The sequence below is a fragment of the Streptomyces sp. NPDC031474 genome, assembly GCF_055581185.1.
In genome coordinates, this window is the sequence record NZ_JBVIJX010000027.1 from 68,327 (window position 1) to 89,656 (window position 21,330).

The window sequence follows — 21,330 nt, forward strand, 5'->3', positions numbered from 1 at the left end:
ACCCGCCCGGACCGCGTGAACCAGGCTTCCTGTCTGCATACACCTGCCGTCTCAGCCACACCAGGCAACACGCCCTGGACCGGGAACCGCAGGCGCGTTCGCCCGTAGTTGGACCTCTTCTCTCTTTCCCGGGACTGATCGGCGCAGGAGACCTCCCGCAGAGCCAAGTCGGCTTCTTGGCGGGCGAGTTCAACAGCCACACCGACACGCACGACGCGGGCGGCCACTACCCGGCGCCCTCCCTATTCGCCAGCCTGTTCACCCTTTCAGGCGTATCCGGCGGGCGGTGACGTTCTCGTAGCGCGGCGCGGCGCAGCATGGGGATACCGGGCTGCCGCAAGCGGCATCACCCGGAACAGGCCAGAGGGGTGGGTGAACAGGTGGAGGAGGACTGGCGATCCGGCTCTCGTCGGCCGCTGCCGGTACGGAGGCCGATGGTGGCGGGCGGATTCGGGCGCCGACTGATGCACGGTCAGGGACTGGAACCGGAGGAACTGGCGGCCGGGCAGGCCCGCGGGACCGCGCTGCGGCGCGACAAGAGGTGGGCGGCGTGAGCACGGTGCGCGCCCCCGGCGACCTGGTGGACGGTGAGACGGTGCCGGGCGCGGGGCAGGGCGTCGTGGCTTTGTACCGCGAGCCGTACGGGCCGGTGCACTCGTGCGGCGCGGCCGGGCTTCGGGGGGTGGCGCTGGAGGAGTTCGGGCCGGTGAGCGAGCCGGTGCCCTACCGGGGCCGCAAGGGCATCATCACCTACTGGCCGGTGGCGACCCGGGAGCAGACCGTGGTGTGCGGCAGCCTGCGGCAGTGGCGGCTGGCGGTGGAACTGGACTTCGAGCCGGGCTGGGCGGCGTTCAGTGCCGGGCCAGTGGAGCTGCGGTGGCGGGCGGGGGGCCGTCTTCGCCGGTGGCGCCCGGATTTCCTCGCCCGCACGGCCGGTGGCGTGCGCGAGGTGCTGGTGCTGAGGCCGTCCGGCCGGGAGAGCCTGCCCTCAGTGAGGCTTCAGGTGATTGACGAGGTGGCGCGGGCGGCCGGGTGGCGGGTGCGGCAGGTGCGGGAGCCGTCGGGAGTGCGTGGACGCAATCTGGGGTGGCTGGCCGGCTACCGGTTCCCGGAAGGCGATGAGGACGGCCAGGGGCGGGCGTTGCTGGAGGCGTTCAGGGAGCCGATGGGGCTGCGGGCGGGGGTGGCGGCGAGCGGGCTGGACGAGCTGACGGGTCTGGACCTCGCCTACCGGATGCTGTGGCAACGGCGGCTGCTGTTCGATATCGCGCGGCCGCTGTTGCCCGACGCCGCGGCCTGGACGGCCTGAAGGCGGAAGGGGGCGCATGGCGGGGTCAGGTGAGGGCCGGCTTGCGGGGTCGCTGTCCATCGGGGCGGGGGTGCGCTGGCAGGGGCGCGAGTGGGAAGTGGTGGCGTGGCAGGGGGCGCAGGTCACGCTGGTGCCGCAGGACGGCGGCCAGGAGGTGCCCCGGGCGGTGTCGTACCGGTGGCTGGTGGGCGCGGAGGACTTCGCCGTCGTCAGCGGCGGTGGGGCACCGGTCGCGGACGGTGCGGCCCTTGGCGGGTGGGGACGGCAGGAGGGCCGGGAGGAGGAGGCCGCGCTGTGGCAGGCGCGCATGGTGGAGATCGACACCGGTCTGGCGCCGGGCAGGAGTGAGCATGCGCGGGGATTCGGGCCGGGCACGACGCTGGCCCAGCGGTGCGCCGCGATGTCGGCGCGGCTGGCCGCCGACGGCGTCCGCTGCTCCGCCCACACCCTCGCCGACAAGCGGCGCAAGTGGAAAGCGGCCGGGGAGAACCCGGTCGTCCTGCTGCCCGGGCCGCGGGACAAACGGCCGGGGGGCTTCACCGACCCGCGGTGTCTGACCGCCATGCAGGAGGTGGTGGCCCGGCGCGCACACGCGTCGGACGTGACCATCGACGTGATCCGCGAGGAAGTCGAGGACCTGCTGCACTCGCGGTACGCCGAGGAACTCGGCTCGGCTGCCGTGGCGGCTCTGCTGCCCTCCCGTTCCACCTTCTACCTGCGGATGAAGGAGTCCGGCCTGGCCGATGCCCTGGACCAGCCGACACGGGCCCGAGCCGCTCTGGCCTCCACGCCGCCGCTGCCCCATGGCGGGCGCGAGGTCGTGCTGCGGCCGGGACAGGTGACCCAGGCAGACACCACGCCGCTGCGGATTCTGGCCCGCGGCGACGACGGCCGGCCCACCGCCACGGAGCTGACCACGCTCATCGATGTGGCCAACCACAGCGCGTGCGCGCTGATGATCACACCCAGCCGTCCCCGGGACGCCGAGAGCGGGCAGGCGGGCCAGGCGACCCGGGCGATCGACTTGACCCTGATGCTGGCCCAGGCTCTCGCGCCCTGGCCGGTGATGCCCGGCTGGGACCCGCTGAGTGCGGCCGCCGCCTCCAGTCTGCCGTTCGGAGCGCTGCGGGCGGCGGACGAGCGGTTCACCGAGGCCACCGCCGCCCGCCCTGTCATCCGCCCCGAGCTGATCATCTACGACCAGGGCAGCCCCTATGTGAGCGAGCACTTCACCGAGGTCTGCGACCGGCTGCGCATCGCCCGCCGCCCGGCGCGCAAGAAGACCCCGACCGACAAGCCGCTCCCCGAGCACTTCTTCGTCACCCTCGCGCACCGCTTCAGTCAGCACGTCACGCACGGCTGGCAGGGCCGCAGCCACAAGAAACGCGGCCGCGGCATCGACCGGATGCCGCTGTACACGATCGCCGAGCTCCAGCAGATGGCCCAGGAGTGGGTGGCGCTGGAGTACCAGCAGACCCCCGACGCGGGGCTGCGCGACCCGTTCCGGCCAGGCGTCGTGCTGTCGCCCAACGAGATGTACGCAGTCCAGGTGGCCCGCAGCGGCTACCGTGCGGTGCCGCTCTCCCCCGCCCAGAACCGCTTCTTCCTGCTGCGGCAGTGGGTCATCCCCGGCAAGGGCGGCTTCATGATCGACTATCGGACCTATCAGCCCATCGCGCAGGACGCCGGGCACTACCGGGAAATCCTCCTGCGTGGCGACTCGAAGCTGCCCGGCCGGGAGAAGCAGCGGGAATGCCGCTTCAACCCCTACCGTCCCGAGCGGGTGTGGTTGTACGACCACACGGCCGACACCTGGGTGACCTGCGATTTCCGGCTCCGGCACCTGCTGCACGATCCGTGGACCGCGGACATGTGGCAGGAACACGCCGAGCAGCACCGCGCGGCAGGCGGAAGCGCGAAGGACGAGGAGGCGATCGCCCTGTCCCTGGCGCAACGCGACCGCAGGCGGCGCAGCCGCAGACCGCCGCCCAAGCGCACCGGGGCCGAACCGCTCTTCCAGGGACTGGAGTTGGCGACCGAGCAACCGTCCCAGGACCCGTACGCAAGTCTGGAGGAGTTCGACCTGTCGACCCTGCGGCCCTACCCGGCACAGCCCATCTCCCCCATGGCGCCCCCCTCTGCACCCGCCACGTCGTCGTTGCCCGCGGGCAACGACGACGTGGGGCCGAATTCGGACAGCGGGCAGGCTCCGCATCCGCTCGCAGCGCTCTTCCCCGACGACGGCGACGGCAGCGGGCCGCAGGCCCTCACGGCCAAAGCACCGGCATCTGTAGGCGAGATCGTCGACGCAGAGCTCCTCGACGACCCCGATCCGGATGGTGATGACAGTGACGAGGACGAGAGCGACGTATGGGAGATGTAGGCGACGGGTGGCAGAGGCCGACGCAGCCGCAGTCCGGCACTCGTGGGGGCGGACTGCGTCCTCCGGCCCGGGGGCGGTCTGCCGGTGTCGAGGCAGGAACTGTGATGAGGGAGAAGTGATGAAGGCATCCGTCGAACTGCGTGATAAGCGTGAAGCCCGCCTGCGCCAGCAGCTGAGGGACACCCCGATGCGGCCTCTGCCGCTGTTCCAGCTCACCGGCTGGACCCACTTCGTCGACGAGGAGGTGAACCCGCCCGTCCTGGCGGCGGGCAGCAGTCCCACCGAGGACAGGAAGACGGATGAACAGGCCATCGCCTACCACCGGCACCTGCGGATGGTGCCCACCGACGCGATGACGCACATGCAGAAGACGGTCGTCGAGGCGGTCCACCGCAACAGCGGGAGCCGTGAGGGCCTGATGGACCATGTCATCGACGGGCCCGCGGGCACCGGCAAGACCTGTCTGCTGCGGGCGATCGGACGCACCGCCCAGCAGGAGATCGAAACCACCACGAACGGCAGGCAGCCCAACACGATCCCGGTGGTCCACATCACCACCCCCGCGGACCCGGAGCTGAGGGTGAACTGGATCTGGGAGATCGGCTCGTACCTGGGTCTCAACCCCGAGCCGAAGAGCCTCGCGGAAGTCCTGGACATGCGCAGGCACCAGGACGTGACCCTGCCGGTCAACTACGTCCTGGAGACGGCGCAGACCCGCCTGCTGCTCCTCGACGACATCAACCGCGCCTCGCCGCAGCAACTGGCCAACGTACTGCCCTACTTCGACTACCTGCGCGACAAGCTGGGCATCTCGCTCATCTTCTGTGGCACCGGTGCCAGCCACCTCCTGCACCAGGCCCGCATCCTGGCCCAGGACCTGACCCGAGTCAGCGCGGAGAACCGGGTACGGCTCGAACAGGCGGGCCGCCCGGCGGATCCCGTCTCGCCCTCCCCCACCGCGCTGCTGCCGGTGACGTGGCTGCACCCCCTGCCCCTGGGCACCAAGGTCAAGGAGCAGGAGGTATTCCGGCGCGTACTGGCGAGCTTCGAGGCCGACTTGAGCCTGTACCGGCTCGAGGAAAACGCCCTCAGTAAGCACGCCGCCCAACTGCACCAGCTCACCGGCGGCTACTTCAAAGCCCTCACCTACGTCATCTCCACCGCCGCCGTCATCGCGATCCACAGCGGCAGCGAGAACATCACCGAGAGAGAGCTCAAAGCCGCGACAACCCAGCTCGGCCCCTGGCAACCAGCCGCAAACCAGCCGTGAAGCCGGGCCGACCTCGACCCCTGAAACGAGCCATGGCGGGCAGCGGGCCGTTCGTCTCGTGTCATGAACTACCCGGTGGATCCGGTTTCGCCGCCGCCCGCACGAGCGCCGTCTGCCGGCACGTTGGCGTAATCGACCCCGGGAAAGAGCCGGATGCGGCTCTCATCGACGCGGACTCTGGCTGGCCGCGGAGCGTCGTCCGAGAGGCGGCACAGCACGTCCGCTTCGCGACGGCCGTCACTGGTGGTGTGCCAGGACCGCAGCTGGCCGAAGCGGCGTTTCCCGTCTGCGGTCTCCACGAGCACGAGCGGGTCCGGTGCGCGTCCCGGCCCCTCGGTGACCTGGGCAAAAAAGCCTTCCTGGCGCAGCCGGGCGCACAGGTCCACCAGTGAGGATGCCTGGGTGCTTCCCAGTTCCATGCCGATCTCGAAGTGCTCTTGAAGACCGAGGGAGGACAGGTTCGCGCTGCCGAAGTAGCCGGTGGCGCGGTCGGCGACCACGAACTTTGCGTGCATGATGCCGGGGTTGGCCCCGGTCCACCAGTACAAGGACGTTCTTCCGTAGTCGGCGCAGTCTTTGACGAGGTCGGTCAGGGGTTGGGCCCGGCTGCTCGGGTCGTGGGCGTAGAAGTGGACGGCGACTTGGCGCTCGGCGACAGCGGGCAGCAGGACCTCGCGCAGCAGGTCGCAGCCGTAGCGGTTCCAGAAGGGGCCACCGATGTGGAGTTCGCTGTTGGCTCCGGCGATGACGTCCTGGACTAGCAGGTCCAGGCGCCGGACGGGGGGCGTCACCAGATGGGCGGCTGCTCGGGGGGTGGTGAACACCAGGGGGCGCTCGGATGGTGGTGCTGCGGGCGGTGGATCAAGGCCGTCCAGGACGTCCAGGAGCACCTGGAGTTGGGAGAGGCGGGCAGGGACGAGCCCTGCCTGCCGGTCTGAGCCCAGTAGGCCGCACTCGGCGGCGAGCTGGCGTACGGCGGTAGCGTGATCGTCTGCGACCCCGTGCACGCGGAGGGCGTCAAGGGTGTCAGCTCTAGCGATCTCCCGTGTCCATTCGGCGGCTGCCGCGTAGCTGCCCGCGAGGCGCTCCAGGAGCTGGGCGAGCGGGACCAGCGGTCGCAGGTCGTCGGTCATGTGTGGCTCGAGGCGGCGGTGTGGCGGAGGAACTCTGCGGCGAGGCCCCGGTCGAGGTCGTCGTTGAACAGCTGGCAGCCGAATGTGAGGTAGACGCAGCGTTCGCAGCAGCGTGGTGAGGACTGATGGCACAGCGGGTCGTTCTCGCAGCTGAGCACCGAGTCGGCGGTGCTCTCCAGCCAGCTGAGCACGCGGTTGCTGAGCAGGGTCCATAGTGATCCGAGGGTGAATTCACGGACGTTGTCGGCGTAGATGGCGACGGTGAGTGCCTTCGTGACAACCCATTCGGCGAGCGTGTTCTCGGCCAGTCCTACTTGGCCGTCGTCCAGGGACCGAAGCAGGAGGTGGCCGAGGGTGTGGATGACCGTGTGTACGGTTGCTGCCGCGCGGGCGGCTTCCGGGTTGTCCTGGTCTGTGAACAGTTCCAGTAGCCGTCGGCGGGCCGCCGATTCGTCTTCGGCCGTCCCGACGGCGAGTCCTTTGGTGTTCAGGAATGACAGGACGGAACGTGCGGAGAAGGTGACTAGGAGGGCTTCGGTGTCCGATGCTGCGACATAGACCGGGTACTTTCCGTCGTGGTGGTACTTGTTGTGGAAGCCGGTCAGGACACCCCGCTCGGGCTCGTGCTCTTCTCTGGTGTAGCCGAAGGCGACTCGGGCTACGGGGAACTCCCAGGTGACCGCGATCTCTGCGATCCCCAAGGTGCGGGCCTGCTCGCGGGCGCGTTCCGTGGTCTGCTGGGCCAGCCGGTCTTGGAGCTCGGCGAAGCGTGCGCACTGGTCGTCGAGGGTGATGCGCTGGATCTGGGCGGGGTCGAAGACGGCTGCGCGTTCCACGAAGGGGCGGTCTGCACCGAGCAGTTCCCACCGCGCGTTATCGGCGTCCGTACTGGGCAGAGCAGCCAGGCCGCTCTCCTCGGGGCCCATCATTCTTCTGATCTGCTCGATTGCCTCCTCCCCCATATGGATCTGGCGCAGTTGTTGTTCTTTTTGCTGCCATTCCTGCGGGGACAGGCGCGGCACCGTGACGGTCTGGGCGGCGTCGCCGAGGCCCTGGGCCGTGGAGTCGATCAGGTTGAGATAGTGGGCGGCCGCGATCCGGCCGCGCTGGGGGTGGCGCTGGTACTGCCGGAACTCGGAGTTGTCGATGTTGACGAGTTGGAGGGCGTGCACCTGGTAGGCGCGGGTGTCGTTGAACGTCCTTGCCCGCATCATGGCTCGGCCGGCGGCGTCCTTCCATTCGCAGCCGCAGGGGGACTGCGAGGTGCCCTGGAGCTTCGCGCCGCCGCAGCCTGGGCCGACGCAGCGCCAGAGGGCGGTGACGAAGCTTCCCGTGTTCTCAAACACGATGTGGTCGTAGCCATGCGCGGGAACACGGCACTTGGGCACGTACATGGGGCGGATGCGTCCGCAGTTGTGTGCGTTGAAGTACGGGAGCTGCCGCAGCGGTGCGCTGCAGGTGCGGCACCGGGGGTCGGCCGCGAGTTGCTGGGCCTTCACGTAGGTGCGCACGCGGCGGCAGGAGCGGCGGACGCATTCGAGGACGAGCGGGAATACCTCGAAGCGGACGAGGTCGGGACTGACCAGGACGAAATTCTGCCGTAGTCGGCCCTGCGGCACGGGCAGGGCGGCTCTGGCGTCTTCGCTCCAGCGCTCCAGGTAGCGGGAGATTTCGTCGTAGATGACGTCTTCGTTGAGTTTTTTGACCACGTCCCCGTCGACTGCCTGGACCCTGCCTCGCAGCCGCTGTTCGTGGCGGAAGACCGCACCGGGCAGGAAGGCGGTCATGGCCTGGCTACGGCTGCGGTTCATCCTCGCCCCCCTTGCTGTCGGCGGTGTTGGTGGCGAGCGCTTTGAAGGCGTCCTGGCTGCTGGTCAGTGACTGGAACTCTGTGCTCTTGTCGATGTCGCGGAAGCTGGTGAGCGGCTGTTGGAGGAACAGGTAGGCGGTGCGCTTTTCCTCTGCGCCCTTGTTGAGGTTGGGGCGTTCCTCCTGCCGCCAGGTGTCCATGATCCGCGCAACGAGGTCGTTCTCCAGGCCGCGCCCGTTGACGCCCTCCACACGCTCGCGATAGCAGGCTGGGATGCGTCGTTCCAGCCAGGGGTCGAGAAGTGGTCGTTGGGCGCTCCACCAGCGCTTGAAGTCTTTGGAGTAGTCAGCTCCTTCCGGTGGTGGCTTCAGCGCGGGGTCGCGGGCGGCGTCGTGGAGCAGCGCCAGCACGATGCCAGGCAGGGTGCGTCGGGCTGCGAAGTAGGCGTACTTGTTGACGGGCACGGGGGTGACCATGCGGTCGAGCAGGCGGTGGTAGCTCAGGAAGTTGGAGAACATGGAGCGTTCGCGGCGCGAGACGGGGTCGTAGACGGTGACGACGAGGCCTGCGTGGGTCCGCCCGGCCCGGGCGGTGACCTGGATGTAGTCGGCGGCGGTCGGCGGCATGCCGGCCAGGACCAGGAGGTTGAGACGCTCGAGGTCCACCCCGTGGCTGAGCACGCTGGTGCCGACCAGGGCGCGCAGCCGCTCTCCTCGCGGGGTGTCCAGGTGCTCGCGTTGGACCCGGGCGATGGCCGCGGCGAGGTCGGGGACCGGGACTTCGCCGGTGAGCACTGCGTGCTCGACGCGGTCGAGTCCGGCGTGCTGCAGGTCGTCGGAGAGCTGGCCGAGCTCCTCGTCGAGCTGGGTGCCGTGCTGCTTGCTGTTCACATAGGCCAAGGAGACCTCGTACGGGAAGAGGAGCCGTGGGAGGTCCGAGTCGGGTAGCCCGTGCAGGGCGAGGCGCTCGCGCAGGGCCTTGGGCTCTTCCTGGAGCCGGGCGATCTCGGTGAGGAGCTCGCCCTGCACGATCGCGGCGACGTCGGCTTTGCGGCGCTTGTGCGGGAGCACGCCGATGTGAACGCGCCGGAAGTCGGGCCGGGTGGTGGTGTAGAAGCTCTCGCCGAGTGTCCATCCCGGTGCGGGGAAGGCGCGGGGGCGGCGGCCGTAGAGCTGGCGGAGCTGGTCCTGGTACTGCTCGATGGTGGCGGAGGCGCCCAGTATCTTGCTGGGCAGGCCGCTGCCTGCTCCTGACTGGAGTTCAGCGATCATGCCTTCGTAGTGCGCGTTGAACGCGCCGAGCTCCTCCTTGAGGAGGTGCATCTCGTCCTGCACTGTCAGTGCCGGTACCGGGTCCTTGATCGGGCGGGCTGGCGGGTAGCCCTGGCTCGGCGCGGTGCAGTGGCTCGGTCCGGCCAGGCAGGCTCCAAAACGCGGGAAGGAGAAGTAGCCGTGCTCGGCGCAGCGGTGTCTCGGTCCGTGCTGGAACGCAGTGAACTCGGGGAACCAGCTGTGCCCGGTGAGTTTGTCGACGGTGGAGATGACGATCGCGGGCAGGGTGCGATAGACCTCGACGTCGCTCACGTGCAGGGGCAGGATCCGCTTGCAGGCGGCGCACTCGTGGTGCAGACGGACCGCGTCGGTGTCCAGGCGCAGCCGTACGCTGTCGCGCTCGCAGTAGGGGCAGGTGATCACGAGCCGGTCGCGCAGGTGGTCTTCGGCGAAGGTCCCCGTCCGGGTGGCGGCGGCCTCGGTCTCCCAGCCGCGCCACCAGCCCCGCTCCCAGTGGAGGTCGTTGGGGCTGCCCGCCCCGCCGGCCAGGTAGCCGAGCGCGAAAGGGTCGTCGTGGGGGGATCCGATCCGACGTTCGGCGCGGAGTTCTTCGGCGGCGATCAGCATGCGCAGGGTGCGGTCGAGTTGCTGCACGCTGAGCATGCGCAGCGGGAAGCGCAGCCAGGCGGTGACCCCTGCGTGTTTTCCTCGCAGCCGGTCGTAGAACAGGGCCGTGAGGATCAGTCCCAGGTATGCCTCGGTCTTCCCGCCGCCTGCGGGGAACCACAGTACGTCGGTGTGGTCGAGTTCAGCGCGCAGGTCTGCCCGCTGCGGGTGTTCGCGCACGGCGAGGGCCGGCAGGTGGGAAACGATGTAGACCAGCTGGAAGAGACGCCAACTGTCGTATGGACGGCCGTCGTTGACGCGGGCGAAGACCTCGTTGGCGAGCTGGAAGGCGAGTTTGAGGTCCGGGTCCAGGTCCAGGCACTCGCGGCCGAGGCCGAACCGCTTGGCCTCGTCGTCGAACTGGGCTCGGTCGGCTTCGATGGCCTTGTGGTGCGGCAGCTGCTGAGCTGCACGGCAGGCGGCGGCGAACTCCCGGGAGTAGCGGGCCATCGCGACCTCGACGGAGTCCAGGATCGGGGCCGGGTCGTCGGCGAGCTCATGCCACCGCGGGTGCCGCACCCCGGCTTGGCGAGGCACGACGGTGCGTTGGACGTGGACGGGCAGGGTCTCGGTCCGCAGGCCGACGCCGTGGGGAACTGCTGCGCAGCCGGTGCCGCGACCGATCACCTCCGCCAGCTCCTCCAGGCGGTAGTCGCGGGGGGCGAGGTGGAAGCGCTGAGGCACGATGCTGATGCCGTCCCCGGGAAGGACAGCGAAGCGGCAGTCGTACACGGAGAGGTCCTGCCAGTCGCTCTGCGCCGTGTCGCTCTGGTTGTGCAGGGAGACGCGTATGAGGTGGTCGCCGCCGTCCAGGGCCTGGGCGTGCGCGGACAGCACCAGCTGGGGTGCGCAAGGGGCTGCGTCGCGGTCCAGCAGTGCCGCGACGTGGTGGTGGAATGCCTCCTCGTCGGCCATGGCCTCCGCGGGGAGCACGTTGCGCCTGCGCCGCCCCTGGCGGCCCTGCGGCCCCGCGGTGAGCGGGCGACGGGCCTCGGGGCGGGCGAAGTGCGCGTCCACCGCGCGGCGGACCGCCTGGTCCAGCTCCTGCTGGGCCTCGCTGAGCGCGTGCGGATCGAGGTCGCCTTCCCCGAGCGGCACGTCGATCACCAGGTCGGGCACGTGGACGTCGTGGCGGCGCCAGACGCCCAGCAGCTCTCCTGTCCGGGTCTGTGCGTCGGAGGGGTCTTCGTCGCCGCGCAGGTACTCCATGTGCTCGGCGTAGCTGGCGATGTCTTCCAGGTAGAGGGCGAATCGGCAGTGGACGGCGAGTTGCGCGGTCCTACGGCCGGGGGCGGTGTGCACCCGGAAGTCGAGTGCCAGGACCGGGGGCGCTTGTGTGCCGCGCAGGGATTCGACGGGCCGGCGGCTCGGGTCGGCCGTCGCCTCGTCTGGTGCAGACAGGTGTCGCGGCGGGACCGCGACGGCGGGCAGCACTCCGACGACCACGTGGTCGCGTGGTGTCCACGGGGGTTTGTGCGGGGCGCCGTTGCGGTCGGCGAGCCTGTCGGCGAGGACGTGCGTCAGGTGGTCGATCAGCACCGTCTCCCGCTGGTTGTCCGCAGCACTGTCGGGGTGCGGCGCCAGCGGGTTGTTGCGGGCATCGTTCACGGCGCCTCCTGTGGTGAGCTGCTTGCGCTGCGGGGGCCTGGCACGCGGCCCAGGGCGGCCGCGGATACGCTCTTCTGGCCGCCGACGCGGCGGACGACGACCAGGTCGAACTCCTCGAGGACCTCCGAGACGTCGATCCCGGAGCACAGTGTCTTCAGCTGGCGCAGCGCGGGGCCTTCCGTGCCCCGTGCGGCCTCGGTCATCGCCGCCGCCGCGGTGTGGCCCAGCGCCCGGTGTAAGCGGCGTAGTTCCTCCGCCATGCGGGCCAGGCGCTGCCACGTGCCTCCCGAGGTCAGGCGGGTGTCCCGGGCCAGCAGGGCAACCCGGTGGATGTCTTGGGGGTCCTCCGGGGCGATGACGCTGCCGTCGGCCCATTTGCTCACCGCCTGCCATGACGAGACCTCGCTCCCGAGGTTCTTCAGGGCGGTGAGCACGTTTGGCCACGACCCTCGCTGCTCGTGCACGGCGATGATGGCTTGGCGGAAGAAGCCGATCATCGTGTCCATGGCGGTCACCTCGGCGCTGTCGTGCATCACCATGACGAGCCGGTCGTGGAGTCTGGACTGCCCGTCGCCGCGTGCGCGCAGGAGCCGGCTGCCGGGGGTGAGTGCGGCCACGGGCACCCTGGCGTAGCGCTGGCCGATGAGGACGTCGACCTGCTCGTCACTGCGCAGCCAGAGCACCGCCCCTTCGGGCTCGGTGAGCACGGCCGTGGCCGTCACCGGGCCGTCCGCCGCCACCGCTGTGGCACCGCGGCCGGGGGCCGCCGGGGTGCTGATGGCCCTGGCCGGGGCGTCGTAGTCCTCGAAGAGCGCCGAGAGGTCGAGGGCGATCCGGCTGTCACGCTGGGGTGAATCGTCTGATGCGGAGGACGGTCCGGAGAGGTCGACGGGGCCGTACGGGACGGGCAGCGGGGGCGTCGCCAGCTGCGGTACCTCACCCAGCCTCAGCACCGCGGCAGTCTGGCGTATCTGCTCGTGCCAGCCGTGCAGCGCGCGGCCGGCCGAACGCTCCAGCCACGTGTACTCGCTCTGCTCCACCACGGCGACGTGTTCATCGGCAGCACCGGAGAACAGCACGCCGGTGCGCAAGGTCGAGGGGACACCGAGGTGAAGCTCGAACCTCGGCGAGGCGTCCCAGGCCAGGCGTTCCGTATAGGGCATCACGTGCAGCGCACCGGCTCCCCCGCCGGCGGCGGGCCCGGGCCGGGGGGCGAGCAGCAGGGAGTCGGCATCACCGCCGAGTGCGTCTGCCAGCTCCTCGGCGACAGCCGCGGCGGCCGAGCGGGAGCGGGTGCGGACGAGAACGGGGACGCCTGCCCGATCGGCCCGCGCCCAATCGATCAGCGCAAGCAGCAGGTCCCAGCGCGGATTGCCGTCGTACAGCAGTTCATACAAGTCCAGCACGGCGCGCCGGAGGTCGGGCCATTGGGTCTCGCGGAACAGCCCCCACGGCCCGGCCCGGCCCTCCAATGTCCCGCGGGACACCGAGCGGGCCAGCGCCCGTGCGCCGCTGCCGCGCCCCATCAGCACCTGCCAGGCGTCTTGCCTCCCGATCGAGCCCCAGCTGGACCACAGCAGGTTGAGCAGACGCACAGCGTCGGCGATCGGCTGTGGCCAGGGCTCCAACGTGTGGACACGCCGTGCTGCGACCACACCCATCACGACCGTCCGGTACAGCTCGGCGAGCTGCTCGTGGCGGTATACCGCCGCGCTTGGTGCGGCTGCCGGGCGGTGGGCGAGGAGGGCGTTGCTGGTCAGGGGGCCGTATGCGGGGCGGTGCCCGAGAGTGTGCCGCACGTCGGTGCGCAGCGCGGGAGTCCACGGCCACTGCGTCCAGGCCCGGCTGCTGCCCGGCTGGGTGCCCAGGTCGGCCACGGCCACGACGCGGGCGGCGTCGTGCTCACTCGCCCAGGCCAACGCGCGTTCCCAGGACTGGTCGTTGGCCATGCTGGTGCGGTCGATGACGACAGTGCCGACGCTGGTCCCCAGCGAGGGCCTGCCGAGCGCGGTGTTGAGGTAGAACAGCCCCGAGGGCGAGTCGACAGCTCTGGTGATCTTTCCTTGGAGGTCGACGACCCGCCCGTCACCGCGGATTCTCTGCATGCGCAGGGCTCGCGAGAGGTTCTGCCTGCCGATCGCCAGCTGTGCCAGCCGTACGGTGACGTTGGTGCGCAGTCCGACGATCACCACCGGTCCGTCAGGGACCGGGCAAGGTGATCGGCCGGTCAGCTCTGCCCCGCGCCGTATGAGCTGGAGGTAGATCCCGATCAGCACGGCCATGTCGTGGCGCCCGCGCGGGAGGCTCAGGTACACGCTGCGTTGATCACTCGATAATGCGTGGGACAACAGGGTCAGGGTGGCGCGGTCCAGCGGGCCGAGATCGACGGTGCGGCCGCGGTCCGTCATGCGAAGGGCCTGCACTCGCTCGAAGAAGTCGGCCGGGTCTGCGTCGGGAGGGACGAGACAGTCCAGATACGTCACGCGCGCCATCACCCACCTGGTATCCCCCCACTACCTGCCGTTACAGTAACGCACGTTGACAGGCCGTCACCTGCTCCTGGCCCAATCCGAGGGCGGTGGATCCGGGTTCGGACCACCGGGGGCGTACACATGAACGAGAAGCCAGGGGCGGGCATCCCCCCGGTCTCACTCCTCGAGGCCGGGCCGGCGCCAGTGGAGTGGAGCCGGATCGCCGAGCACGAGTCGTGGCGCAAGGAGGTGCACCGGCCCGCGACCTACGTGCACAAGTGGTGGGCGAGGCGCCTGGGCAGCGTCGCACGCCACTTACTGTTGGCTGCCGTGTCCGGACCGGACGACTCCGTTGCCGACGCCGCGGCCAGACTGCGGGGGCTCGTCGTCTATGACCCCTTCGCCGGATCGGGCACCACTCTTGTCGAGGCGGCCAAACTCGGGGCCGCCCTCGTCGGCCGCGACATCAACCCCGTCGCGACGCTCACCCAGCGGCAGGCGCTGCAGCCATGGGATCTAGAGGTGCTCGCGGACCTCTTCGGGCAGGTCGTCAGAAAGTGCGCCCGTCCCGTCCAGGAACTGCACCGCACCGTCTCCAACGAACCGGTCCTGCACTACTTCTGGGTGGCCCTCGCGTACTGCCCGGAGTGCGGCGAGGACGTGGAGCTCTTCACCACCCGGGTCTTCGCCCGCCATGCGTACCCGCGCCGATTCCCCCGCGCCCAAGCCGTATGCCCGGGCTGCCGGGGCATCTGCGTCACCGACCTGAGCAAGGACGAGAGGGGGCACTGCCCCGCCTGCAGCCTGACCTTCCCGTTCCAAGGGGCCGCACGCGGAAGGTTCATGACATGCCGTCACGGGCACCGCACCCCTGTCATTGCTGCGCTGAACGGCGCCGTCCCGGAGCGGCGCATGTACGCGAAGTTGGTGTTGCGCGCCGACGGCCAGCGTGAGTACCGGGCGATCGACGACTTCGACCTCTGCCTGTACGACAAGGCGGCGAAGTCCCTCGCCGACACATCCCCCGATGAGCTCGTACGCCCGCTCGGCGCGCTGGAGGAAGGCATCAGCACCGTCCAGGCGCTGCGCTGGGGGTACGACTCCTGGGAACGGTTCTTCAACGAACGCCAGCGTTACAGCCTCGGACTGATCGGCGCGGCGCTGCGCGATCTCCCCGGGGGCTCCGCGGAACGCGAGGCGCTCATCGCATCGTTCGGCAGAACCGTCGAACACCACAACCTCTTCTGCTCCTACAAAGGGGAAGGCACCGGCCCGGTCCGCTCGGTCTTCCACAACCACGTACTGCGACCGGAGCGGTGCAGCGTCGAAGGAGACCCCTGGGGCGCCCAGGGGGGATCGGCCGGGTTCTCCGGGGTCCTCACCCGGCTGCACAAAGCGGCCCAGTACAAGAACACCCCCCTGGACTTCAAGGCCGAGGCCAACCGGATCCTCACCACCGACCAGTCCTCGCTGCCCGTCGCCCGCCCCCTGAGCACGACGTGGCAGCAGTTCGTACGAAATCCCACAACGGCCTACACCACCACCGGCGACGCCTCGCGCACGGACATCCCCGACGACAGCGTGGACCTCATCGTCACCGACCCCCCCTACGTCGACAACGTCCACTACTCGGAACTTGCCGACTTCTTCCACGCCTGGCTCAGCGCCATGCGCCCCTACCAGGGCTACCCGGACATACCCAGCACCCGGGCCGTCCAAGAAGTACAGAACGCCGCCCCTGACGGATTCCAAGCCACCGCAGCCCGCGTCTGGCGAGAGTGCCGGCGCGTCCTCAAACCCGGCGGCTGCCTCCTGTTCAGCTTCCATCAGTCGCAGACCACGGGCTGGTGCGCTCTGATGCGGTCGCTGTCCGACGCCGGCTTCACCGTCACCACCACCCGCGCCGTGATCGCCGAAGTGGCGACCAGTCTCTCCAAGACCGCAGCGGCGGAGCCCAACCGCATCGACGTCATCGTGCTGTGCCGGGACGCCGCGGGTCCGCCAGCCGGGGCAGCCCCCGACCTCGACCAGGACGCCGCGCAGGCGCTGTCGGAAATCCAGGGCCTCAGGGAGGCCGGGCTGCGGGTGGGTCCCGGCGATGTCCGCACCGCAGTACGCGCCGCGGTCCTCGCGGCGGGAACACGCCAGGCAGCCGCCGACTGGGAGACCCTGCAAGCAGAGGCAGACCAGCGGGCCACGGCGGCGGTAGCGGAATTCAACACCATCTGACTCCCCCGGTGCCGGTGCCAGCCACATCCCGGCCTGGCCCGGGCCAGCGAGGAGGACCGGGTACGGCCCCAGCACGCGGACCGCCCAACGGCGCCTGCCTCGCCCACGCCCTGCTCTGCCAGCCACCTGTCAGCGGGGCGGAAGTCGAGGGTTTGGCGAAGTGTCCATTCTTCAGACAGGCCGAGGGCTGCCAGGAAAGCATTGATTTCGCGTTCGAGAGGATCGGCCTGGGAGAGAAGTTCGCCGACGAGGGTCTCGGCCAGGTGGTCCAGGGTGCGGGCGGTGCCCAGGCTGGTGCCGGTCGTGGTCCACCACCGGCGCGTGGTTGGGCCGGCGGTTCGGTACTGGTCGGCGACCTCGCTCCACCCTGGGCGTGCTCAGTCCGGTGGAGTACCTGAGCACAGCGCCTGGTCCTCACCCTGGTGTTCACCGTCGACACGGAGAGCTTGTCGCCGACCCGTGCGGGAAGTCGGCGACAGTGATCCGGACGAAGGCCAGGCAGGGTATGAAGGAAAGGGCAGCCACAGCAGCCATCGATTTTCCTCAGCTCTGGACCCGCCGCAGGAGTAGGTGGTTCTCACGGAGCGCAAAAGCGATGTCCAGGCCGCTTTCGAGGACCGCAGCGACGTCGGTGTGGCTGTCGGCTGGGACAGTCGCCAGTTGCCGTTCACGCAACCTGACGACCATGGGGACGGAGCCAGGTCCCGCGGTCGTGACGGTGACTTCTGGGTAGACGGCCTCGATGTCCTCGACCACGGTCACGGGAATGCTCGTCTGGTTGTGGTCGAGGAGTTCAGTGAACAGGTCTCGGCGCTGACGTACGTACTCAAGGAGGTCGGCGATCTCGTTCTCGTTTGCGGCGAACTCCCGCTTCCAGCCGTCGATGTGCAGGTCCGTGAGCCAGGGGCGCAGCTCCGTAGCGGGGATGTCCTCAAGCTGGGCCTGTTCACCGATGAGGTATGCCAGCCGCCGGGAGGCGATTCCGGCGGTGAGCAGGGCCATGGCTTGCTCGGTGTCGACGCCGTGGCGCAGGTACCAGGCGGCGTCGCTGCGCAGACGCATGGGCGCTCCACCGGCCAGAAGACGGTTGTTCACGAGGTTAATCAGCGCACCGAGCGTCCACGACAGGACGTGCTCAAAAGTCTGGCTGATGTTCTCAACGGCTTGTTCGAGTGCCCATTCGCGGGAGATGTCGGGCAGCCAGGCAGCAGCAAGGGCGGGGATCGTGCCGCCCTCCATCCAGTCGTTGATGGCTCGTGAGATGTCGACGAGGACTGAATCGCCTCGAACCTCGCGATGAGTGAAGGACCAACAGCCCTCGGCTTCCGGGAGCGCCATCAGTTCGTCGTACACGCGGTGCTCGTTGAGGAAGTCGAGGGTTTGGCGAAGTGTCCATTCCTCAGACAGGCCGAGGGCTGCCAGGAGAGCATTGGTTTCGCGTTCGAGAGGATCGGCCTGGGAGAGAAGTTCGCCGGCGAGGGTCTCGGCCAGGTGGTCCAGGGTGCGGGCGGTGCCCAGGCTGGTGCCGGTCGTGGTCCACCACCGGCGCGTGGTTGGGTCGGCGGTTCGGTACTGGTCGGCGACGTGGTTGGCCAGGTTCAGCCAGCGTTCGCGGATCTCCGGGTCAAGCTGCTGCATGGCGAGGAGGCGGTGCACGGCCCGCAATGGTTCGTCCGGTGCGACCAGGGTGGGTAGAGCCGATAGGGCGTCCAGGGTGAACCAGACGTAGGCGGCGAAGTCGGCTACAAGCGTGCCGGCGAGATCGAAGATCGCGTCAGCGCTCTCTCGCAGGAGGTCTTCGGCTTCAGCAAGTTGGGTCAGTGCACTCTCGTCCACCAAGGCTGAGGTGACGTCTAGGTAGTCGTCGCCGGGCGTCATGAGATCGAAGTCGTTGTTGGTGGGTTTCCGCGGCCGGGTCAGCAGGATCCAGCCCTCGCTCTCGCGCCCCGCGCGTCCGGCCCGGCCCACCGCGTTTAGGAGTTGAGCCGATGACATACGCCGTTGGCCGGCATAGGCCAGAAAGTCCTCGCCGACCTTGCTGTGAATGATGACGGTGCGTACGGGGAGATTGACGCCGTCGGTGAGCGTGCTGGTGCTGGCGATGGCGCGGATCTGGTCGGCGCGCAGGGCCTCCTCTATGGCATACAGGACGTCGTCGGGCAGGCCAGCGTGGTGGTAGGCAACGCCCTTGTTGGCGCAGGAGACCAGGGGGTGTTCAGGGCCGAGTGTATCGGCGAGGTAGGCGGTGATCTGAGCGGCCTGGGGTCGCTCAGGCAGGTGCTCGGCGATGGCCACGGCGGTGTTGCGTGCGTCCCTGCGTGTTCCGACGATCATGAGGACGCTGCCGGCACCGGTGAGATATGCGGCGCCGGCGGCGAACAGGCTGTAGTCCGCGGTCCCGCTCAGCCTCGTCTCCCGGTTCCACTTCGGCGGGTTCCCCTCGTCGAAGCTGCGTGTCCCGAGCGGCCCTGTGACGAGTTCGGTGGGCCGCGCGGTAGCGGTGGGCCGCAGGCTCATCCTCATAGCGACGGGCACGGTGGCACGGGTGGTGCCCGGATGATTCTTGCTGGCTGTCCGGGGTGTGCGGACGACGTCGGCAGAGATGTACTTCGGTGACAGCATGCCGTGCAATCGGCGGGGACCGCGCCAGTCGTCACTGAAAACCACGTGGCCCTCTGCCAGATCAGGGGCCAGCCAGGTAGCCAGGGCCGCGCGGTTTCCAATCGCAGCGGACAGGAGGACCATGCGCGGAGCTGCCGGGTGAACCTGGCAGTAGGCGAGCATGCCTTCCAGGAGAAAGCCGCGACGGTCCTGCGCCATCTGGTGAGCCTCGTCGATGACGATCAGACCTACGTCCTGCAGGGTCTGCACGGGGTCGTGACGCAGAGCATGCATCAGACGTTCGGGGGTGAGGATCTCCAGGTCTGCGGCGATGTCGGTATCGCGGTCGGCCGCGGGGAAGTCGGGCTGTTCAGCGGCCAGGCGGCGCCCGAGCAGGCGCAGTCGGGCGCGGAGGGCTTGGCGCATCTCACGGCCAAGGCTGCGCAGTGGAGACACGTAGATGACCCGGCCCGGTGAGCGCGCAAGATGGGAGCAGACCACGAGCTGCGCCATGAGGGTCTTGCCTGCACTAGTAGGCACACTGATAAGGCTGCGGCTGGTGGCTGGGTCGAGCGGGTTGCCGTGTTCGAGATGAAGGAGCTTGCGCTGGGGTGGCCACAGGGTTAGCACGGCCGGATCAGACAGAGCGAAGGTACGGGCGACGGCGGGGGGCGTTCCGTCAGGGAGCAGAGTGTAGAGGCTGCTGGCAGCCAGGTCGTCGAGCAGTTCCAGAAGGTGGGATGCGATCCAGCGGGCCCACAGGTCACCGCCGCCAACACGGTGGTCGACGACCGACCACAGATGGTCCCGTGCGCGATCGAGTTCGTCGCTCCAGCCGAATGAGAGGAACCGGTTGAGGTGGTAAACGGCTTCGATGACAGCCTCAGCGGGACCGTACATTGTGCCGCTGAGAGAAGGGCGCTCAGTCAGGCGGCGCAAGTCCGCAAGCTGGCGCCGCCATGTGCGCAAGGAAAGGTTGAGTTGGGCACGCTGCATGCCGAGGAAGGCGACCCCGGCCTCGACCGCAAGCGTGTCGATGTGGTCGGGCAGATCCTCATCGATGCGCACCAAGCGGGCGACGCGGTGGAAGATTGCAGTGGCGTTGGGGTCCTGTTCACAGCGCCGGTATCCAATCTGCGCGGCGAAGGCCAGGCGCAGTCGTTCGATGATGTCGCGGCGCTCGTCTGCCAAAGCCAGGTCGAAGATGTGTGCGCTGACGGCGAAGGCCTCGCGCAGTTGGCGGGCGTTGTATTGAGGGGTGTCGGGGGCAGCGGCGGTGATGCCGTGGAGGAACCAGGCGGTGCGCAACAGCTCGTCGGAGATGTCGAACTTGGAACGCACAGCGGCGATCTCGGCGCCTGCGATCAGGGACATCAGCTCGTCGGCGGTCGGAAGTAGCCCCGCGCGGTAGTCGCCGAGTGCCGCGGCGAGGACATCTCGGTTTACAGTGCGGTCCACACATACTCCCGGACGGTGGTGGCGAATGCCTCGAAGTCGTCAACGGCCACGATCAGGCCGTTCAAGGCTCCTGGGTGAGTATGGGTGGGCAGATGGTCGTGCGAGGTGTGGAATGCCTTGTCGGGGGTGGCACTCTCGTTGATGGCGACGCTGACGCCGCCATTACTGCTCGGGTCAGCGTTGAGCCATCGTGGTACCAGAGTGCTGATAAACCCGCGGCTGTCCGGCGCGAGGTGCTTGTCGCCCCAGGCGATGGCTGCCAGATAGTCAGCGCCGTTGGTGTGCAGTTGCTGCCAGGCGCCGCGGATGGTGGGGTCGACGTCATCATCGGCTCCGGTGTACTTCTTCGTTTCCCACATCCGGTACTCGAACTGCGCCGGGGTGCCTGTGAGACGGTGGATGATGAAACCGTCGACGCCGCTGTCGGTGACGGTGGTCGAGGGCACCAGGAGGATCTCGACGGTCCGGTCCGTCTCCGGCGGGAGCTCGGCGGTCAGGAGGTACCACAGCCATTCGCTGACGTATCCGGGCACGCCGTGGCTCTTCCCCTTCAGTTTCCCCGGGCTCGGCCTGAATACGGGCTTGGCGTAGGACAACACATGCGACTTGCTCGGCTCAGCCAGAGGCGTACCGGCCAGGGTGGCGTTGCGCCAAAGATCATATGCGGGGGTGTCTAGACCGGTACGGGCTCTCATGATCGCGTCGGCAATGATCCAGGCGGCGGCAGACAGACGCTCGTCCGTCGGATCATCGAAGGTGATTAGATCCCAGGGACACTGCTGCCCGATGCCCTGCGAGCGACGTTGGATGAAGGCGGAGAGGTGCCCACCGTGGGCATCGGCAACCTGTCGAGCTGCTGCGGGGGGTATGTTCGGCGCCATAAACGCTCTCCTCGAAACTCGAAGATTGAGCGGATGGTTCACCCGGCCGCCTCTCCGATTTTACGACGTATCAGAAGGCGTGCCGAGACTCGCAGGACCTCTCAGTCCCCCTGTTCGTCTCCGGCCACCTGGACCACGGCGGGGGCGCCAGCTGCCCCCTGCGGACTCGGCCGCACCCACCGACCGCCGCTGACGGTCGCGTTCAGCCTCGCTGGTGGGCGGCCTCTAGGTCGAGGCCGC

The 21,330-nt window shown here is 69.0% G+C and carries 10 protein-coding genes; 4 read left to right on the top strand and 6 right to left on the bottom strand.

The features are described from left to right. Positions 1–550: 550 nt before the first annotated feature. The 3 genes from ACZ5SK_RS41790 (at position 551) to ACZ5SK_RS41800 (ending at position 4,962) form a co-directional block, all read left to right on the top strand. Complete coding sequence (locus ACZ5SK_RS41790; protein ID WP_457495592.1) at positions 551–1,309, top strand: TnsA-like heteromeric transposase endonuclease subunit; 759 nt, start codon at positions 551–553, stop codon at positions 1,307–1,309. A 16-nt stretch (positions 1,310–1,325) separates the two neighbouring features. After that, on the top strand, positions 1,326–3,692 hold the full coding sequence (locus tag ACZ5SK_RS41795; protein WP_457495591.1) for a transposase: 2,367 nt from the start codon (positions 1,326–1,328) through the stop codon (positions 3,690–3,692). A 118-nt stretch (positions 3,693–3,810) separates the two neighbouring features. Further along, positions 3,811–4,962, top strand: coding sequence for an AAA family ATPase (locus ACZ5SK_RS41800; protein ID WP_230193449.1), 1,152 nt, complete (start codon positions 3,811–3,813; stop codon positions 4,960–4,962). Positions 4,963–5,030: 68 nt separating this feature from the next. On the opposite strand, the gene ACZ5SK_RS41805 is transcribed toward ACZ5SK_RS41800, so the two are convergent. The 4 genes from ACZ5SK_RS41805 to ACZ5SK_RS41820 are packed head-to-tail and all read right to left on the bottom strand — an operon-like array spanning position 5,031 to position 13,942. Beyond that, entirely contained in the window at positions 5,031–6,095 is a 1,065-nt protein-coding gene (locus ACZ5SK_RS41805) for a phospholipase D-like domain-containing protein (protein ID WP_468577560.1), read from the bottom strand. Next, on the bottom strand, positions 6,092–7,906 hold the full coding sequence (locus tag ACZ5SK_RS41810; RefSeq protein WP_404129792.1) for a hypothetical protein: 1,815 nt from the start codon (positions 7,904–7,906) through the stop codon (positions 6,092–6,094). Before ACZ5SK_RS41810 ends, ACZ5SK_RS41805 begins: the two co-directional genes overlap by 4 nt. Continuing rightward, positions 7,890–11,450, bottom strand: coding sequence for a helicase-related protein (locus ACZ5SK_RS41815; RefSeq protein ID WP_457495588.1), 3,561 nt, complete (start codon positions 11,448–11,450; stop codon positions 7,890–7,892). Before ACZ5SK_RS41815 ends, ACZ5SK_RS41810 begins: the two co-directional genes overlap by 17 nt. Further along, positions 11,447–13,942, bottom strand: coding sequence for a DISARM anti-phage system protein DrmE domain-containing protein (locus ACZ5SK_RS41820; RefSeq protein WP_468577563.1), 2,496 nt, complete (start codon positions 13,940–13,942; stop codon positions 11,447–11,449). Before ACZ5SK_RS41820 ends, ACZ5SK_RS41815 begins: the two co-directional genes overlap by 4 nt. A gap of 120 nt (positions 13,943–14,062) precedes the next feature. On the opposite strand from ACZ5SK_RS41820, the gene ACZ5SK_RS41825 reads away from it, so the two are divergent. Then, positions 14,063–16,150, top strand: a complete 2,088-nt coding sequence (locus ACZ5SK_RS41825; protein ID WP_468577565.1) for a DNA methyltransferase — start codon at positions 14,063–14,065, stop codon at positions 16,148–16,150. Between the two features lie 543 nt (positions 16,151–16,693). Here the strand turns inward: ACZ5SK_RS41825 and ACZ5SK_RS41830 are convergent. Beyond that, positions 16,694–20,209, bottom strand: coding sequence for a DEAD/DEAH box helicase (locus ACZ5SK_RS41830; protein ID WP_468158798.1), 3,516 nt, complete (start codon positions 20,207–20,209; stop codon positions 16,694–16,696). Beyond that, the gene (locus ACZ5SK_RS41835) at positions 20,194–21,090 is read right to left on the bottom strand and encodes a hypothetical protein (protein ID WP_468158797.1); all 897 of its coding nucleotides are present in this window, start codon (positions 21,088–21,090) and stop codon (positions 20,194–20,196) included. The genes ACZ5SK_RS41830 and ACZ5SK_RS41835 overlap by 16 nt, the downstream gene beginning before the upstream one ends. Positions 21,091–21,330: the final 240 nt, after the last annotated feature.

Excerpts from the sequence above, each read along its gene's own strand:
- ACZ5SK_RS41820 (WP_468577563.1), bottom strand. The coding sequence starts at position 13,942 with ATGGCGCGCGTGACGTATCTGGACTGTCTCGTCCCTCCCGACGCAGAC.
- ACZ5SK_RS41835 (WP_468158797.1), bottom strand. The coding sequence starts at position 21,090 with ATGGCGCCGAACATACCCCCCGCAGCAGCTCGACAGGTTGCCGATGCC.
- ACZ5SK_RS41805 (WP_468577560.1), bottom strand. The coding sequence starts at position 6,095 with ATGACCGACGACCTGCGACCGCTGGTCCCGCTCGCCCAGCTCCTGGAG.
- ACZ5SK_RS41795 (WP_457495591.1), top strand. The coding sequence starts at position 1,326 with ATGGCGGGGTCAGGTGAGGGCCGGCTTGCGGGGTCGCTGTCCATCGGG.
- ACZ5SK_RS41800 (WP_230193449.1), top strand. The coding sequence starts at position 3,811 with ATGAAGGCATCCGTCGAACTGCGTGATAAGCGTGAAGCCCGCCTGCGC.
- ACZ5SK_RS41810 (WP_404129792.1), bottom strand. The coding sequence starts at position 7,906 with ATGAACCGCAGCCGTAGCCAGGCCATGACCGCCTTCCTGCCCGGTGCG.
- ACZ5SK_RS41825 (WP_468577565.1), top strand. The coding sequence starts at position 14,063 with ATGAACGAGAAGCCAGGGGCGGGCATCCCCCCGGTCTCACTCCTCGAG.